Here is a 16146-nt window from a genome sequence, read left to right on the forward strand (position 1 = left end):
CGCTCGCCTGTCATCAGGCCGGTAACGGGTATGTTTTGTCGAAAAATTGGCGACAGGAGCACACACCATGAGCGCCGTAAAAAACGCCCCATTGAACAAAAAGAGCAGCAGCCACACCGACACCAGACTGTCGATGCGCGCCGCCCGCGAAGCCCAGAACGGATTGTCGGCCACCTTGGCCAACGTCCGCGCCACCAAGGACGGCCTCACCGAGCTGGACGCCCAGGCGCGCCTGCAACGCGAAGGCTACAACGAAGTTGCCCATGACAAGCCGCCTCACGCCATCGTGCAGTTCCTGCAGGCACTGAACAACCCATTCATCTATGTGCTGCTGACCCTGGGCGGTATCAGCTTCTTCACTGACTGCTGGCTGCCGATGCAGGAAGGCGAAGACGCCGACCCGACCAAAGTCATCATCATCATGACCATGGTATTGCTCAGCAGCCTGCTGCGCTTCTGGCAGGAACACCGCTCGGCCAAATCCGCCGAAGCCCTCAAGGCCATGGTCCGCACCACGGCCACCGTGCTGCGCCGTGAGCAAGTGGGCTCGCAACCGACCCTGCGTGAAGTGCCGATGCGCGAGCTGGTGGCCGGCGATATCGTGCAGCTGTCGGCCGGCGACATGATCCCGGCCGATATCCGCCTGATCGAGTCCCGTGACCTGTTCATCAGCCAGGCGGTGCTGACCGGCGAAGCCTTGCCGGTGGAAAAGTACGACACCCTCGGCGATGTCACACAGAAATCCGCCAGCGCCATGGCCGCCGACCAGGGCAACCTGCTGGACCTGCCCAACATCTGCTTCATGGGCACCAACGTGGTCAGCGGTCGGGCACAGGCTGTCGTCGTGGCCACCGGGGCACGCACCTACTTTGGCTCCCTGGCCAAGGCGATTGTCGGCTCGCGGGTGCAAACCGCGTTCGACCGCGGCGTGAACAGCGTCAGTTGGTTGCTGATCCGCTTCATGCTGGTGATGGTGCCGATCGTGTTCCTGCTCAATGGCTTCTCCAAGGGTGATTGGGGGGATGCGTTCCTGTTTGCCCTGGCAGTTGCCGTAGGCCTCACCCCGGAAATGCTGCCGATGATCGTCAGCGCCAACCTGGCCAAGGGCGCCACGGCCATGGCCAAGCGCAAAGTGGTGGTCAAGCGCCTCAACGCGATCCAGAACTTCGGTTCGATGGATGTGCTGTGCACCGACAAGACCGGCACCCTGACCCAGGACAAGATCATCCTCGAACACCACGTCAACGCCTTCGGCCAACGTGACGACGCCGTGCTGTCCCTGGCCTGGCTCAACAGCCATCACCAGAGCGGCATGAAAAACCTGATGGACCAGGCGGTGGTGGAGTTCTCGGAACGTAATCCGAAGTTCCAGGTGCCGTTTGCCTATAGCAAAGTGGATGAGTTGCCGTTCGACTTCGTCCGCCGTCGCCTGTCGATCGTGGTCAAGGATGCCGCCGACGATCAACTGCTGGTGTGCAAAGGCGCCGTGGAAGAGATGCTGAGCATTTCCACGCATGTGATGGAAGCCGGCGCTGCGGTGCCACTGGATGATCGTCGCCGCGAGGAACTGCTGGCGATCGCCAACGACTACAACGAGGACGGTTTCCGCGTGCTGGTAGTGGCGACCCGTCACATCCCTAAATCCCTGGCGCGTCAGCAGTACACCACGGCCGATGAGCGCAACCTGGTGATTCAGGGCTTCCTGACCTTCCTTGATCCACCGAAGGAAACCGCCGGCCCTGCGATTGCCGCGCTGCAACAGATTGGCGTGGCGATCAAAGTGCTCACCGGCGATAACGCCGTGGTCACCAGCAAGATCTGCCGCCAGGTCGGCCTCGATCCAGGCCAGCCGTTGCTGGGCACCGAAATCGAAGCGATGGACGACGCGACGCTGCTGCGCCGCGTGGAAGAACGTACCGTGTTTGCCAAGCTGACACCGCTGCAGAAATCCCGGGTGCTCAAGGCGCTGCAAGCCAACGGCCACACCGTGGGCTTCCTCGGTGACGGGATCAACGATGCACCGGCGCTGCGTGATGCCGACGTGGGAATCTCGGTCGACACCGCCACCGATATCGCCAAGGAATCAGCCGATATCATCCTGCTGGAAAAGAGCCTGATGGTGCTGGAAGAAGGTGTGCTCAAGGGCCGCGAAACCTTCGGCAATATCATGAAGTACCTGAACATGACCGCCAGCTCCAACTTCGGCAACGTGTTCTCGGTGCTGGTGGCCAGTGCGTTCATTCCGTTCCTGCCGATGCTGTCGATCCACCTGCTGCTGCAGAACCTGATGTACGACATCTCCCAGCTGGCGTTGCCATGGGACAAGATGGACAAGGAATACCTGGCCAAGCCGCGCAAGTGGGATGCGAAAAACATCGGCCGCTTCATGATCTGGATCGGGCCGACTTCCTCGATCTTCGACATCACCACCTTTGCGCTGATGTGGTACGTGTTCGCCGCCAACAGCGTCGAGATGCAGACCCTGTTCCAGTCCGGCTGGTTCATCGAGGGCCTGCTCTCGCAAACCCTGGTGGTGCACATGTTGCGCACCCGCAAGGTCCCATTCTTCCAGAGCACCGCCGCGTGGCCGGTGTTGATGATGACCTGCGTGGTGATCGTACTGGGGATCTATGTGCCGTTCTCGCCGCTGGGCACCCTGGTGGGCCTGCAACCGTTGCCGATGGCCTACTTCCCATGGCTGGTGGGCACCCTGCTCAGCTACTGCTGCGTGGCCCAACTGATGAAGACGATCTACATCCGCCGCTTCAAGCAGTGGTACTGATCTCCCCCGCCGTTTAAACGGTGGCGGTCGCCCGGCCGCCACCGTGCACTACAAGGAAACACCCTATGCGCGTCTTGATCTGTGCAGGTCGTCATTACGCCGACACCAAAATGTCCCGCCAGGTGCTGGACGCTTACCACCGCCTGCGCCCGGTGCAGGTATTGATCCACGGCGGCAACCAATTCCTTGGCAGTGACGTCGAGGAATGGGCGCGGGAACTGGGCATCGACGTAGTGCGCTACCCGCCCAATTGGCAACGCCACGGCAAGCAGGCTGAACGCCAGCGCAACCATTTCATGCTGACCGATAGCCGCCCCGACGTGGTCATCGCCCTGCCGGGCGGGGACGACACCTGCGAACTGGTCTGCCAGGCCAAAGCCAGCGGCATTTCGGTGCTGACCGTAGAAAACTGAATTCAAGCGAGGTGCATCATGCACAAAAAACACACGCCCGAGCGCCAGGACGGGTTTGCCAAATACCGTGCCCGCCACTATCGAGGCGCACGCCACACCTTATTGTTGTTGCCGGCGGCCAAACGTCGCGCACTGCAACGCAACTTGATCTTTATCGGGCTGACCCTGGGCATTCTGTTGGCGATTGCCTTGCTGTCGAAGGCCCACGCGGCCGGCGGTGCCTATGTGGTCGACGACGGCGCAATCAACGCGCCAGGCGAATGCAACGTCGATGCCTGGTACACCGCCAACCGACACGATGGCAGTACCCACACTGAAACGCTGTCACCGGCCTGCACGTTCGCCACAATGCCCTGGATGCAATGGGGCGCGGCGGTGTCGCGCGCCACCCATACGGGCCAGGGCGAAACGCAGGTGAGCCCGCAGCTCAAGGCCCAGGTGTGGTCACGGGAAGACTTGGGTCTGGAAATGGCCGTGGCAGCCGGCGCGCATTTTGCGCTGGACCGCCGGCACGGTTTTGATGGCGCCGACTTCAACGTCCCGCTGACCTGGCAGCCGTTGGAGGCCCTGCGACTGAACCTGAACGCCGGCTGGTCGCATGCCTATAACGACGGTGACCAACAACATCGCCTGACCTGGGGCAGCGGCGTTGAGTACCAGGTGGCACCGGTGTTGACGCTGATCGCCGAGCGTTATGGCCAGGAAGGCGGCGATCAGGCGTGGCAGGCCGGACCTAGGTTTCACTTGGGCGAGTTTGTCGACATTGACCTGGTGGTCGGGCGAAGCCTGATCGGCGAGCGCGCGCAGTGGTTGACCACCGGTGCTACGTTGCGTTTCTAGTGGCTTGGCAGCACCTGTGTGCTCGCTTGCCCGCGAAGGCGCACTCTCTAACTGTCACCCCGCGATCCAAATGTGGGAGCTGGCTTGCCTGCGAAAGCGGCCTGACAGCCGCCACAATCTAACTGTCACCCCGCGATCCAAATGTGGAAGCTGGCTTGCCTGCGATGGCGGCCTGTCAGCCACCACAATCTAACTGTCACCCCCGCGATCCAAAATGTGGGAGCTGGCTTGCCTGCGAAGGCGGCCTGACAGCCGCCACAATCTAACTGTCACCCCCGCGATCCAAAATGTGGGAGCTGGCTTGCCTGCGAAGGCGGCCTGACAGCCGACCACAATCTAACTGTCACCCCCGCGATCCAAATGTGGGAGCTGGCTTGCCTGCGAAAGCGGCCTGACAGCCGCCACAATCTAACTGTCACCCCCGCGATCCAAAAATGTGGGAGCTGGCTTGCCTGCGAAAGCGGCCTGACAGCCGACCACAGTCTAACTGTCACCCCGCGATCCAAAAATGTGGGAGCTGGCTTGCCTGCGAAAGCGACGTGACAGTCGACCACAAACTAACTGTCACCCCGCGATCCAAAAATGTGGGAGCTGGCTTGCCTGCGAAGGCGGTGGTGCGGTGTACATATCCGTTATTTGGGTAACGGCTGCTTATGGTTCCGCTCTTACAGCGGCTCACTTTTGAAAAGCCCAAAAGTAAGCAAAAGGCTCTTGCCCCAACACTCGGCACCTCGCTTAGGCTCGGTGTGCCCGTAATCCGACAGGGATTTGGGGGGCCGCCGCCACGCGCCATCCATGGCGCGGGGCGGCTAAACCGGCATCCCTGCCGGTTTACCCCCCAAATCCCTGTCGAATTCCGGCCAGCGTGTTTGACGGGGCGCCTAAGATCAAAAACAAGATCAAAAGCGAGATCAAAAGCCAGATCAAGATCACGATCAAGAGCGGCTCGCTTCGCATCGTGGGTACGGGGTGGGTACGCGGTTTTGTAGGAGCTGGCTTACCAGCGATGGCGATCGTTCATTCAACGACAGGGTTGGATGTTTATCCGCTATCGCAGGCAAACCAGCACCCACATTCGTCCCGGCTTCATCTGGACGCTCTCATTTCAGTCAGGCCTTGGCCTGTTGTTCCAGGTGCAGCTGCAACTGCGGGTCGATCTGCAGCTGCCCCGCCAGGTCGTCGAGGTAATTGCGCTCGGCATCCTGTTGATCATCCACCAGCATCACACTGGCCAGATAGACTTCCGCTGCCACGGCAGGGTCGCTGGCAAATTCGGCGAAATCCGCGGCATCCAGGGGTTTGGCGACTTCGGTTTCAAGCCATTGCTTCAGTTGCGGATCGTCGGTATGCCGGCCCAGTTCACTGGAAATCAGTTGCTGCTCTTTTTCATCAATGCACCCATCCGCTTTGGCGGCAGCGATCAAGGCGCGTAATACGGCATGGCTATGAGCCTCGGCGGCGGGGCCGTCAAGCTGGTCGACGGTCTGGAAGGCTTGCTGCGGCGCATTGGCTTGCTGGCGCTGCCAGGCTTGGTAGGCCTGGAAGGCCGCCATGCCCAAGGATGCCAACGCCGCGTAATTCATGCCGCTAGAGCGCCCCTGGGCAGGACGGCCATTGGCGGCACCACCCAACATGCCGCCCAGGCCTCCCAGCAGACCACCTAAACCACCCAAACCGCCACCCGCCGACGCATTGCCGGTGCTGGTGCCTTTCAACAGGCCGCCGAGCAGCCCACCCAAACCGCCTGAAGAAGCACCGCTCCCTTGCCCGGCACGCAAGAGTTGCTCGAGTAAATCGCTGGTGTTCATGGTGTCACCCTCCCAGGGTGCAGTATTGGCGTCTAACAACCATAGCCCGCTACTGCCGGAACACCATGACCGCCGGGCGGGCACGGCCTATCATGACGACACCGTGCCTTCGAGAGAACACCCAAGTGAACCGCATTGAGCACATCGGATTGATGGCCAGCTACAACCAGTGGATGAACCGCAAGCTCTACGACGCGGCCAGCACGCTGTCGGACGCGCAATTGTCGATGGACCGACAGGCTTTTTTCGGCTCGATACTCGGCACGCTCAACCACCTGGCCTTGGGCGACACGGTCTGGCTCAAGCGGTTTGCCCAGCATCCGGTGGGCTACCCGGCACTGGCTCCGTTGAGTGCCATCGCCACACCGGTCGACCTGAAGCAGGTGGCGTTTGCCAATATCCGCGAGCTTGCCACCCGGCGTGCCTGGCTGGACCAGCTCATCATCGACTGGGCCCAGAGCGTGCAAGAATCCGACCTGGATCATCGCTTGCACTACCACAACATGCGCGGTACCGCGGCCGATAAAGACTTCTTCAGCCTGCTGGTGCATTTCTTCAATCACCAGACCCACCACCGGGGCCAGGCAACCACCTTGCTGACCCAGGCGGGGCTGGATGTGGGGACTACGGATTTACTGGCGCTGATTGACTGAACTCGGCATACGCCTGCAGCAAGCGCGCAAATGCTTGGGGCTCGGGCAACTGTTCAAAACTTTCAACCGCCCGCGTGGAGACCCAGGGCAGTTTTTCGCGGGTCCAGGTCTCCATGAACGGCACGTAACTGTTCGCGTTATCCAGCAAGGTGGCGCGCACATTGACGAATTCATCGATGCCATGAGGGCGCGTGAACAGCCAGCTCATGCAGTGCGGGCAAAATTAGTGGCGGTCTGCGCCGTGCAGGCCGCCAATCACCGGGCAACCCTGGGTGACCGTGAACGCGCTGGCGGGAATCAACGCGCTCAGGGAAAACGCGCTGGAGGACATCTTCTGGCAACCGGTGCAATGGCACGCCATGGTCATCACCGGGGCGGCACTCACGCTGAAACGCACACGCTCACAGCGACAGCTGCCTTCACGTGGCGGGGTGTCGACGCTCATCATGGCTTCCTTTTTATTGATGGGGGTGCGTGGCAGGTTAGCGTCCCGCCCCAGGGTTGAACAGGCTTGCAAAACAAAACCGAACCCTGTCTCGCCGCAGGGGTCGAAATCCCAGGTGCCGGGAATTATTACCTCCCGCCCTCCCCGCGCGCATTGTGGGTCTACCGATGCGCGTACCCCAAGAAGGAGACGCTTACATGGTCATTCACTTCAAGGTCGCAGGACACTTAGCCTGTGGCCACCACGGCACCAACCTCCCTTCCAGCACCGAGCTGAACCGGGTCAAATGCCGCACCTGCCGCAACACCGAAGCCTACAAGGAAGCGCGCCGCACCCAGCGCAACGCCGCCCGCCGCGCCAACCGCAAAGCCAAGACCCACACCGCAATTGATTGGCGCAGTGCCTGGACACAACGCCTCACCGACCTGCCTGGCTTGCAGCGCCTGCCACGTGGTTTCAGTGGGCAGCCATTCGTTTAGGCCATTGATGCACATTGGCCCGGAGTGAGGGCACTTGCGCCCTCACACCCAAACTGCCTTCGACGAGCGATGTCGCATTGGCCTGTGAGACCAAGCGCATTTGCGCGGGACAATAGGCATTATCCGATCTACCGCCGAAAAGTTTGCTAGATCACTGATCTAGCAAGCTTTTTCGTCGGCCTCGCAATGCAACAAAGCCACCGTTCGACCTTGCGCCTAAGCGCCTGGATCTATATATTCCCAACCCTGCAACAACGCGCTGCCGCCCGAATGGCGAAACTGGTAGACGCATGGGACTTAAAATCCCCCGCTCGTAAGGGCGTCCCGGTTCGATTCCGGGTTCGGGCACCATCTCTTGTTTCACTGACAGCCAGTAAAGTCCGTGAAACCCTTTAAAACCCGCCGCTTGGCGGGTTTTTTCGTTTCTGGCACTCCATCGGCTCTCTGCTGAGTCCAAGGGTAGGTTTTCGGGTGGAAGACAGAGTGCTAAAAAGTAGTACGCTTATGCCGCCTACCGCCTCGCGATTAGCTACCGGCGTAGCCTGAGGAGATCCTTTGTCCACTTCCACACTGACTTCGCACATCTTCAGCACGCCTCGCCATACGACGCACTATCTGGCGTCGGGCCCGGTCGAGGGGCCGTTGATGATATTCCTGCACGGCTGGCCGGAGATAAGCCTGATCTGGCGCGCGCAGATGGAAGCCTTCGCTGCCGAAGGATGGCATTGCATTGCACCGGACATGCGCGGCTATGGTCGTTCATCTTCGCCAGCAGACGTCAAAGCGTACACCCTTGAAAACATCGTGGCGGACATGGCAGCACTGCATGACCATCTCGGTGGCCTGCCCGCCATTTGGGTGGGCCACGATTGGGGCAGTGTCGTAGCGGGCGAACTGGTCGCTCATGAAGCCGCAGCGCAGCCGCGGCGTTGTGCTGGTATCGGTGCCCTACTTCCCGACGACGAACGCGTTGCCGACGCTGGTCCCTCTGGTTGATCGCGCGATCTATCCAGAGGACCTGTACCCAGACGGTCAATGGGACTATTACCGCTACTACAACACGCACTTTGCGTCCGCTGTCGCTGACCTGGATGCGGATAAAGCTGCCTCGTTGGCGTCGATTTATCGGCGAGGCGATCCGGCAAGCATCGCCAAGGTTGCATCCAATGCCGAAGTGACCCGCAAAGGTGGGCGGTTTGGCCAAGCGCACCAGGCCCCACCCACTCAACCAGACCTCGCGCTCTGGCCCGCGGCGGACTTCGCTGCACTGGTCCAGACGTTCGAGACGCATGGTTTCCGCGCGCCCTGCGCATGGTATTTAAACGACGCAGCCAACGTCGATTATGCCAATCGGTCACTCAATGGCGGCCGCCTGTCGTTGCCCGTCCTGTTTGTGAACGGCGATTACGACCCGATGAATACCATCAAGGGCAATCAGTTGGGCGAGCCAATGCGCGCGGCCTGCGCAGACCTCACCGTGACCAGCCTACCCGGCGGGCACTGGTTGCCGGTGGAGTGCAAGGCAGAACTGGTTGAGGCCATCAGTGCTTGGTTAAAGGCAAAAGGCTAGCAGCGTTGCACTGCTTTCGGGTGATCTGGAACCTGAATCGGGTTGGACGCAAGGGAACGATCTGAAGCCCGGCACCCTCTACTCATCAGCAGCCAACTGCCCAGGCCGCACCCGTTGCCTTCTCCAGCCCCCCCTGCGGATGAGTCCGCGACCCACCCAGAAAGGTCAGCCGTCATGTCTTACGATTACCAGGGTATTGCCAGCGTCATCACTGCATCCCGTCACATGGGTACGCACTCGGACGAACTGCTCAATGAGGCGGTGAATATTCAACTGACCAGCAGCGGCAAGCCGACCATCGCGCGCCTGAGTTTCGACGCCCCCCTTCAATGGCCCGCCCACCCCAACGCTGTGGTGGTCACCTTGCCGGACGGTACGTCGGTCGGCGGTGTGATCGCCGAGATCGAAAAATCAGCCGATGGCCCTGGCTGGGTGACGTTTACCGTGGATGACTGAGCCGCCGAAGGCCGCCGTCGCTGTACGCTGAAGAGCAGCCGCCCTGTGGACACAAAAATCCCGACGTCAAGGTCGGGATTTTTGTGTCCACAGGCTTATCAGTTCTCGGGATGCTCGCTCGCAACCGAGTCGGCAGCATCCACGTCCGACATGTCTTCTTCGAGTGGCGCATCGTCGTCCGGCGGGAGCGGGATATTATCCTCGTCACGCTTTGGATCATGCCCGGTCTCGTTGTCTGTGCCGCGGGTCACGGCCTGCTGTGAAATGTTCCCTGGGGCGTTTTCATTGATGTCCATACTGGCTCTCCACTCAGACGCTCGGGTTATCCGCGCTTACTAGTCAGAGGCGTCACGGCAGCCGGAGTGCCCAGCATTAGACGAATGGTGAAAAGACACGGCCCCAGGTCAAACCAGTGGTTGCAAGGTAATACTCCAGACCTCTTTGCCCTGCACGGTCGCCTGCGCAACAGCCAGCACTTCAAACGAGCTGCCCGGGGCGAAGGTGTATTCAATTTTGATAGGGTCATCCGACAGCGCGGTGATGTAACTGACCGTGTCCCAGACCCAGGCATTATTCGGCGGGTTCGCGATCAGAATGATGCCGTTCTGGTACTGCATCGCTTCCGTCAGCGAACTGCCGAAACTCCAGACCATCTTGGTGGTGATGACCTGGCCGACCTGGATATACGTGTCCAATGCGGCTTCCAACGGGATCTGCAAAGGCGTGCCCACGGGCCCCTCGTTAAGTGGGCATTGCTGGAACTCAATACCGAAATGTTCGGTGCCCAACTGAGCAATATCGACTTGCCCGCTGAACAACTGGGGCTCGCTCACAATACTGGTGCGTGGCAAGGACTGGAACGCAGCACACAGCAGGCGGTTTTCGACCGCACTGAACGTTTGCAAGGCAGTGGCGACTTGCGCCAACTGGCTCTCGACGTTTTGCAGGGAGTTGGCTGGCACCATCAAGAACGACCTCATGTAGTCCACATTTTGAGGCGTATAAGTCCCCCAGTTGGACGCCCAGATCGCCTCGGCGATGCTCGCTTGATCAAGCGGATAAGGCGCGGTACCGACGCTGGTGTATTCAAATATTTTCATTAGCACCAGGCGGGTAAAAGACGCCGTCGTCCAGTCATACACGGCCATCGCGAGCTGGAAGCTATAAGGCGTGAACGGAAACAGTTGCAGCCCCAGCGCCGTTATCTGCGCGGTGGTTTTGCCAGGCGCATCGGGAATGTTCTGATAAGGAACGTAGTTGTCCGCGATCAATTGGTTGAAATATGCGACGTCGGCTGCGGCAATATCCGGCAAGGGTTTCAACTGACCCGACAACGTGATGCCCTTGCTGGCCTGGGTGACGCTGAATACGCCATTTCCAGGCAGGCTCAGCGTGAGATCGACGCTGGGGCTGGGTGTGTAGTCGACGACCTGGCCATTGAGGTTGACGAAATCCATGACCGGCCCATTCGGAAAGCCATTCTGGAAGTCGGTCACGTCAAGAAAGCCCTGCCCCTCCACGATCAAGCGGCTGGATACACCTTTACCTCCGCGAATCACACTCAACGGCTCGCCGTCGCTGAACCACAGCGCCGCGCCAGACGGGTTATTGATGCTCTGGAACTGCCACATGCTCAGACTCCTTTCGATCAAGCCGATTTTGCCAAGCGTGCCAGCGCAGTGTCGCTGCCCATTGCCTTCATCGCCAAAGCCACCAGGGTCAGCGTTGGATTGGCCGCAGGCAGCGTGGGCATGACACTGTTGCTGACGATGTAAAGGTTATCCACGCCAAACACTTGCAACTGAGGGTTAACCACCCCCAGGTTGGGGTCGTTGGCCATCCGCGTGGTGCAGGCCACATGATCGCCCCGTTGGGGGTAAGTGCCCCACCCCACATCGGTGCAACCCATTTGCGCCAGGACGGTCTTGAGTTTATCCACGTAGATCTGTGCTTTCAGGGGATCAAACAACGGGTCAGGCGTGTAGATTGAGGTGCGCGGCAACCCGAAACGGGTAGTACCCACTGCACAGGAGACCCGGTTGTTGAACTGCGGGATCGCCGACAGGTTGCCATACAGTTGATACTTGGCGGGCGCGGTGCAAGCGTCGCGAATCTGGCTGGCGCTATAGCCCTGAGCCATCATCAGGCCCACATCGATATTGGGCGTTTCATAGTTCATCGATATGAAAAACTTGCCGTCCTTCTGGTACTGAGGTGCGTCGAAGGTCCGTGAACACAGGCTGGGGAACCCCAACTCTTCCTCAAACTTCTGGGGGTTGGGCGCAGTACCTGAGGCATAAAAAAATTGAGTCGCACTGACAAAACGGCCAACCAGATCGCGGTCGTTACCGATCCCCTTGGGCCAGTAACTCGATGTGGACGCCTGGAGCAACTTGGGAATCTCAAACGCGCCGTTGCACAGGATTACGTTCTGGGCGTCCAACAGCACGGTGTCACCCGTGTTCATATCTGTGTAGGTAACACCCGCCACCTGTTGCCGGTTGACCATGCGGATCGCCGTAACAGCCGCTCCGAGGCGCAGGCTCACGTTGGGGTTGTCGGCCAGCAGGGCCAGCGGCTGGTCACCTGTGAAACGGCCCGCTACCGGGCAGTAGTCGCAGGTACCTGTGGTGCGGCATGGGCCACCCATTCCATTGGCCTGCCCATAGCGCGCCACCGGTAAATGCCCAAATCCTATGGCTGGGCGAACGCGAGCAAACGCCTGAATGAATGGCCCTGCCGAAATCGGATAAGGCGCTGCGCCATAGGGATAGGGTTGGCTGCGGGGCGGATTATTGTCGCTGGAGTCACCACTGGCGCCCAAGTACCGCTCGGCCTGGTTGTAGAACGGTTCCAACTGATCGTAGCCAAATGGCCAATCGATGCCCTGCCCGGTATTGCTGTAAAGCGCAAAATCTTCAGGTTTGAAGCGCGGTACCCAGCCCCCCCAATGCAGCATGGTGCCGCCGGCGCCGAATATTCGCCCACCCTGGATATTCCAGGGGTTGGCTCCGGTGGCATCGAAGTCTGCCGCCTGGTCGTAAAAGGCGGCATAGGGGGTATTGCCAGTACCGCCACCTCGTGCAACATGATGAAACCACCAACCGGGATCGCCCATGGGAATGCTTGGCCCGGTTTCTAAAATGACCACGCCCGGGTGGTTTGCAAACCGGCTTGCCATCAGGCTGCCAGCCACGCCGGAGCCGACGATCACGATATTGGCTGATTCATTACGCACCTTGGCCATGATCGCCTCCCACTGGTTGGGTCTGCGCCTGAATGTTAAGCGCGCGATAAGGTGGTGGTTTATTCAGAAACGACCCGCCGCCCATCCAGCCGTTGTAGTTCATGTAGCCGAACGTCTTGAAGCCTCCAAATGCGATATTCCAGCGCATGAATTCAAGCAGCACGTAGTTGGCCACCGGCGAAGGATTGCTGGATGAATAAGGGTTTTGATTGATCAGCGCCGCCAGGGCAAAGGTAGGTGTGTGGTATTGCTGGAGAAGCGCTTGGTATTCGGCAATGGTTTGCCGGTAATAACCCAGGTAAGCGGGGTCGCGTTGCATTTGCCATTGCAGCGCTTGCTGAAACTGCTGCTGTGGCATTTGGCAATCGGCGGCGGTGCCCCACTTCTGGCCGATAAAACCGAACAAACTCCAAAGCACATTGATCTGGTCTTGTTCCATGCGGAGATTCCTTTTTCCGGAGTGTATGTTGTTCCCTGCGCCGCGATTCGCTTACAACAGGATCGGGCGTCGACTCATGCTCTGCGAACACGTAATGTTTGGCTACTGACGTTTGGTAATAACCCTTATTCCAATCTAATGGCCACACGCCATGATCTAGAGGGATTGCCTGTCGAACCCCTGCTGTAGCCCGTCTATGCTGGAGCGAGACGCCCAAACCCCGCAATGATCCCCCCTATCGGAGACCCGACATGAATCCAAACGCCACCGCCCTTGTCCTGATCGAGTTCCAGAACGACTTCACCACACCAGGGGGCGTGTTCCATGACGCCGTCAAAGAGGTGATGCATCAGTCCGACATGCTGGCCAACACCGCGACCACGGTGCAACAGGCGCGCAAGTTGGGCGTCAAGATCATTCACCTGCCGATCCAGTTCGCCGATGGCTACCCCGAACTGACCACGCGTGACTATGGGATTCTCAAAGGCGTTGCCGACGGCAGCGCGTTTCGCGCAGGCAGTTGGGGGGCCGAGATCACCGATGCAATTACGCGTGAAACCGGTGACATCGTCGTGGAAGGCAAGCGCGGGCTGGATGGGTTTGCGACCACGGGACTGGACCTGGTGCTGCGCAACAACGGGATCCACAACCTGGTGGTGGCAGGGTTTCTGACCAACTGCTGTGTCGAGGGCACCGTGCGCTCTGGCTACGAGAAGGGTTACAACGTCGTGACCTTGACCGACTGCACGGCGACATTCACCGAGGAGCAGCAAAAGGCTGCCGAGAACTTCACCTTGCCAATGTTTTCCCAGGCACTGCGGCATACCGAGTTCCTGGGCGCTTTGAGCGCCAAGTAGGCAAAAAAAGGGGCGACCGATCAATCAGTCGCCCCTTTTGCTGGATGCCTGCTATTGCGCTCAACCGTTCAACGTCAGCCCCGGATAAGCCCGCACCGGCACCCTGTGGCGCTGCGGTTGCTGGCGTGCAAGCTGGGCCTGGACCTGTGCGACGGCATCCAGCACACGCTGTGCCCATTGCTCGTCTTGCGGGTCCACCACTACCACGCGAAAACCGTGATCGACGCCTTCAAGCTGCACACCCTCGGAGTCATCGACATGCAGGTCAATGTCGAAGGCCGGTGGGAATTTCGACGGCGTGCTGGTCAGCCCACGCTCGGCGAGGGCCTGGTTATGCCGCACGCTGTTGACCACGCCATCGACGTGGATGCCATACAACAGCAACCAGCGACGGATGTAGGACGGGGTGCGACCGGACGAGGTGTAGACCCAGACACTGCAGCCCTGGCGACGCAGCTCGCGGGTCAGGGAGCGGGTGCCGCTGCGCAGCGGCTCACCCAGCCAACGGTGCACACAGGCCGGCAAGCGGCTGTGTTCGGTCGCGCTGTGGTGCAGTTGGCAGGCCAACGTGTCATCGATATCGAATGAAATACGAATGCGCTGACGCTTGAACACACGCGTGATTGTGTCGAGCACTGAAAACCTTCCCATCATTGGCCCCCCTGGTAGGCGGGCGCTGGTGCGTCGCGGAGGAAAAAACCCATGGGGTCAGGGGCCTTATCTTCCAGGAACGCCGCATATTTTTTCTTGATCTTGGGCAATTCGTACAACGCCATGACACCGTGCTTGGCCGAGTTGCGTATGACCGAGGACGGGTTGAAATAGCCCTCGGCGTTGTCCAGCGTCAACACGAAAGGCGCCAACCCCTCGCGCATCAGCAGGTAACTGACGATCAACGACCCACTGCGGTGGTTGCCCTCAATGAACAACTGCGGCTTGCTGAGGACCCGCACATAGACACCGGCGGCCCGCTTCCACACTGATTCGTTGTGGTGCTTGCAGTACCAGTTGTACAGGTCCTTGATGCCGCCCTCGACATTGTTGAAAAAATGCACTTCGGTGGCAGCCAGGTGCTGGGCATATTCCCGCCTGCGTACCGGGTCTGTGCCGCAGAGCACGGTGGCATTGATCTCCAGCATCAGGTTCAACTGCTGGAGGTCGAACAGGTCAACACCGCGCGCCACATAGTCGTCAATCAGGGCATAGCCTTCAAGTACATTCTGCAGCACTTCGTCTGTCAGTGGGTCGCGTGGCTCGGTGAAGTCCCGGCTGAGCTGGGCAAAACGGCCCTGTACCTCACGCAGTGCGCGTTCGATCGCGAGCAAATCAAGACGACGTGTTGCAGTCATTGGCAATCCTGGAAACGGTGGAAGGCGGATCAGCTGAATTTGCCGCTGATGTAGTCCCCGGTCATTTGTTCGCGCGGGTTCTCGAAGATCTGGGTGGTCGCGCCCATTTCCACCAGGTAGCCGGTGCGAGTGCCCTGGGAGATGTCCACCGAGAAAAACGCGGTGGTATCGGCCACACGAATCGCCTGCTGCATGTTGTGCGTCACCAGGGCGATGGTGTAGTCCTTTTTCAGCTCGACCATCAGTTCCTCGACCCGGCGCGTGGCAATCGGGTCCAGTGCCGAGCAAGGTTCGTCCAGCAACAGCACTTCCGGCTCGGTGGCGATGGCACGGGCAATGCACAGGCGTTGCTGCTGGCCGCCAGAGAGCGACAGGCCGCTGACCTTGAGCTTGTCCTTGACCTCATCCCACAGCGCCGCGCCTTGCAGGGCGTGCTTGACGCGATCGCCGAGGTCGCCCTTGTAGCGGTTCAAGCGCAGGCCAAAGGCCACATTGTCAAAGATACTCATCGAGAACGGGTTCGGCTGTTGGAACACCATGCCGATGTAACGGCGCACGACCACAGGGTCAACGCCCTTGCCGTAGACGTCCTGGCCGAGGAAGTGCACATGGCCTTCGAAACGGAAGCCCTTCACCAGGTCGTTCATGCGGTTGAGGCTGCGCAGCACGGTGGATTTGCCGCAGCCGGAGGGGCCGATGAACCCGGTGATTTTGTTCTTTTCGATCGGCACATGGCTGTCACGCACCGCCATGAAGTTGCCGTAGAAAATCTTGTCCAGCTTGCAGTCCATGACCACAGGCGACTGGG

15 protein-coding genes, 1 tRNA gene and 2 pseudogenes are annotated in these 16146 nt (G+C 59.9%); 9 read left to right on the forward strand and 9 right to left on the reverse strand.

Going from position 1 to position 16146, the window contains the following annotated elements:
* Positions 1-67 precede the first annotated feature (67 nt).
* From mgtA to KUA23_RS15825, 3 genes are all read left to right on the forward strand, one after another.
* The gene (mgtA, locus tag KUA23_RS15815) at positions 68-2782 is read left to right on the forward strand and encodes a magnesium-translocating P-type ATPase (RefSeq protein ID WP_252992366.1); all 2715 of its coding nucleotides are present in this window, start codon (positions 68-70) and stop codon (positions 2780-2782) included.
* A 65-nt stretch (positions 2783-2847) separates the two neighbouring features.
* Complete coding sequence (locus tag KUA23_RS15820) at positions 2848-3195, forward strand: DUF2493 domain-containing protein (RefSeq protein WP_078048554.1); 348 nt, start codon at positions 2848-2850, stop codon at positions 3193-3195.
* Positions 3196-3213: 18 nt separating this feature from the next.
* Positions 3214-4035 (forward strand): hypothetical protein, encoded by an 822-nt coding sequence (locus KUA23_RS15825; RefSeq protein WP_214496973.1) that lies wholly within the window; start codon positions 3214-3216, stop codon positions 4033-4035.
* Between the two features lie 1109 nt (positions 4036-5144).
* Here the strand turns inward: KUA23_RS15825 and KUA23_RS15830 are convergent.
* Positions 5145-5843, reverse strand: coding sequence for a tellurite resistance TerB family protein (locus tag KUA23_RS15830; RefSeq protein WP_252992367.1), 699 nt, complete (start codon positions 5841-5843; stop codon positions 5145-5147).
* 125 nt (positions 5844-5968) lie between these two features.
* Between KUA23_RS15830 and KUA23_RS15835 the strand changes: the two genes are divergently transcribed.
* Positions 5969-6496 carry a DinB family protein gene (locus KUA23_RS15835; protein ID WP_100490595.1) on the forward strand — a complete coding sequence of 176 codons (528 nt, stop codon included), beginning with the start codon at positions 5969-5971 and terminating at the stop codon, positions 6494-6496.
* Here the strand turns inward: KUA23_RS15835 and KUA23_RS15840 are convergent.
* Positions 6468-6941 (reverse strand): annotated as a pseudogene (locus KUA23_RS15840) (GFA family protein). The gene KUA23_RS15835 and the pseudogene KUA23_RS15840 sit on opposite strands and share 29 nt — an antisense overlap.
* A 197-nt stretch (positions 6942-7138) precedes the next feature.
* Between KUA23_RS15840 and KUA23_RS15845 the strand changes: the two are divergent.
* From KUA23_RS15845 to KUA23_RS15860, 4 genes and pseudogenes are all read left to right on the forward strand, one after another.
* On the forward strand, positions 7139-7420 hold the full coding sequence (locus KUA23_RS15845) for a hypothetical protein (protein ID WP_099492121.1): 282 nt from the start codon (positions 7139-7141) through the stop codon (positions 7418-7420).
* Positions 7421-7684: 264 nt separating this feature from the next.
* A tRNA-Leu gene (locus KUA23_RS15850) sits at positions 7685-7771 on the forward strand.
* A gap of 204 nt (positions 7772-7975) precedes the next feature.
* Positions 7976-8990 (forward strand): annotated as a pseudogene (locus KUA23_RS15855) (alpha/beta fold hydrolase).
* A gap of 174 nt (positions 8991-9164) precedes the next feature.
* On the forward strand, positions 9165-9446 hold the full coding sequence (locus KUA23_RS15860; protein ID WP_252992370.1) for a hypothetical protein: 282 nt from the start codon (positions 9165-9167) through the stop codon (positions 9444-9446).
* A 98-nt stretch (positions 9447-9544) separates the two neighbouring features.
* On the opposite strand, the gene KUA23_RS15865 is transcribed toward KUA23_RS15860, so the two are convergent.
* From KUA23_RS15865 to KUA23_RS15880, 4 genes are all read right to left on the reverse strand, one after another.
* Positions 9545-9742 carry a hypothetical protein gene (locus KUA23_RS15865; protein ID WP_252992371.1) on the reverse strand — a complete coding sequence of 66 codons (198 nt, stop codon included), beginning with the start codon at positions 9740-9742 and terminating at the stop codon, positions 9545-9547.
* 108 nt (positions 9743-9850) lie between these two features.
* On the reverse strand, positions 9851-11077 hold the full coding sequence (locus KUA23_RS15870; RefSeq protein WP_252992372.1) for a hypothetical protein: 1227 nt from the start codon (positions 11075-11077) through the stop codon (positions 9851-9853).
* Between the two features lie 17 nt (positions 11078-11094).
* On the reverse strand, positions 11095-12693 hold the full coding sequence (locus KUA23_RS15875; protein WP_252992373.1) for a GMC oxidoreductase: 1599 nt from the start codon (positions 12691-12693) through the stop codon (positions 11095-11097).
* Positions 12677-13132, reverse strand: a complete 456-nt coding sequence (locus tag KUA23_RS15880; protein WP_078048564.1) for a hypothetical protein — start codon at positions 13130-13132, stop codon at positions 12677-12679. The genes KUA23_RS15875 and KUA23_RS15880 overlap by 17 nt, the downstream gene beginning before the upstream one ends.
* A 251-nt stretch (positions 13133-13383) precedes the next feature.
* Here KUA23_RS15880 and KUA23_RS15885 point away from each other — a divergent pair, with 251 nt between their 5' ends.
* The gene (locus tag KUA23_RS15885; RefSeq protein WP_214496966.1) at positions 13384-13989 is read left to right on the forward strand and encodes a cysteine hydrolase family protein; all 606 of its coding nucleotides are present in this window, start codon (positions 13384-13386) and stop codon (positions 13987-13989) included.
* Between the two features lie 60 nt (positions 13990-14049).
* Here KUA23_RS15885 and KUA23_RS15890 read toward each other — a convergent pair whose 3' ends face one another.
* From KUA23_RS15890 to pstB, 3 genes are read right to left on the reverse strand one after another with little or no spacing between them, the layout of a single operon-like run.
* Positions 14050-14640 (reverse strand): hypothetical protein, encoded by a 591-nt coding sequence (locus KUA23_RS15890; RefSeq protein WP_252992374.1) that lies wholly within the window; start codon positions 14638-14640, stop codon positions 14050-14052.
* The gene (locus KUA23_RS15895) at positions 14640-15338 is read right to left on the reverse strand and encodes a hypothetical protein (protein ID WP_078048567.1); all 699 of its coding nucleotides are present in this window, start codon (positions 15336-15338) and stop codon (positions 14640-14642) included. The genes KUA23_RS15890 and KUA23_RS15895 overlap by 1 nt, the downstream gene beginning before the upstream one ends.
* Positions 15339-15367: 29 nt before the next feature.
* The gene (gene pstB, locus KUA23_RS15900; RefSeq protein ID WP_217649954.1) at positions 15368-16129 is read right to left on the reverse strand and encodes a phosphate ABC transporter ATP-binding protein PstB; all 762 of its coding nucleotides are present in this window, start codon (positions 16127-16129) and stop codon (positions 15368-15370) included.
* Positions 16130-16146: the final 17 nt, after the last annotated feature.

It is taken from the genome of Pseudomonas pergaminensis (assembly GCF_024112395.2).
Lineage (GTDB): Bacteria > Pseudomonadota > Gammaproteobacteria > Pseudomonadales > Pseudomonadaceae > Aquipseudomonas > Aquipseudomonas pergaminensis.

What these genes read in the sequence shown, in the direction of transcription:
- KUA23_RS15890 (WP_252992374.1), bottom strand. Translation starts at nt 14,640, where the DNA reads ATGGGAAGGTTTTCAGTGCTCGACACAATCACGCGTGTGTTCAAGCGT.
- KUA23_RS15880 (WP_078048564.1), bottom strand. Translation starts at nt 13,132, where the DNA reads ATGGAACAAGACCAGATCAATGTGCTTTGGAGTTTGTTCGGTTTTATC.
- pstB (WP_217649954.1), bottom strand. Translation starts at nt 16,129, where the DNA reads ATGGACTGCAAGCTGGACAAGATTTTCTACGGCAACTTCATGGCGGTG.
- KUA23_RS15870 (WP_252992372.1), bottom strand. Translation starts at nt 11,077, where the DNA reads ATGTGGCAGTTCCAGAGCATCAATAACCCGTCTGGCGCGGCGCTGTGG.
- KUA23_RS15820 (WP_078048554.1), top strand. Translation starts at nt 2,848, where the DNA reads ATGCGCGTCTTGATCTGTGCAGGTCGTCATTACGCCGACACCAAAATG.
- KUA23_RS15865 (WP_252992371.1), bottom strand. Translation starts at nt 9,742, where the DNA reads ATGGACATCAATGAAAACGCCCCAGGGAACATTTCACAGCAGGCCGTG.
- mgtA (WP_252992366.1), top strand. Translation starts at nt 68, where the DNA reads ATGAGCGCCGTAAAAAACGCCCCATTGAACAAAAAGAGCAGCAGCCAC.
- KUA23_RS15825 (WP_214496973.1), top strand. Translation starts at nt 3,214, where the DNA reads ATGCACAAAAAACACACGCCCGAGCGCCAGGACGGGTTTGCCAAATAC.
- KUA23_RS15875 (WP_252992373.1), bottom strand. Translation starts at nt 12,693, where the DNA reads ATGGCCAAGGTGCGTAATGAATCAGCCAATATCGTGATCGTCGGCTCC.
- KUA23_RS15860 (WP_252992370.1), top strand. Translation starts at nt 9,165, where the DNA reads ATGTCTTACGATTACCAGGGTATTGCCAGCGTCATCACTGCATCCCGT.
- KUA23_RS15885 (WP_214496966.1), top strand. Translation starts at nt 13,384, where the DNA reads ATGAATCCAAACGCCACCGCCCTTGTCCTGATCGAGTTCCAGAACGAC.
- KUA23_RS15895 (WP_078048567.1), bottom strand. Translation starts at nt 15,338, where the DNA reads ATGACTGCAACACGTCGTCTTGATTTGCTCGCGATCGAACGCGCACTG.
- KUA23_RS15845 (WP_099492121.1), top strand. Translation starts at nt 7,139, where the DNA reads ATGGTCATTCACTTCAAGGTCGCAGGACACTTAGCCTGTGGCCACCAC.
- KUA23_RS15830 (WP_252992367.1), bottom strand. Translation starts at nt 5,843, where the DNA reads ATGAACACCAGCGATTTACTCGAGCAACTCTTGCGTGCCGGGCAAGGG.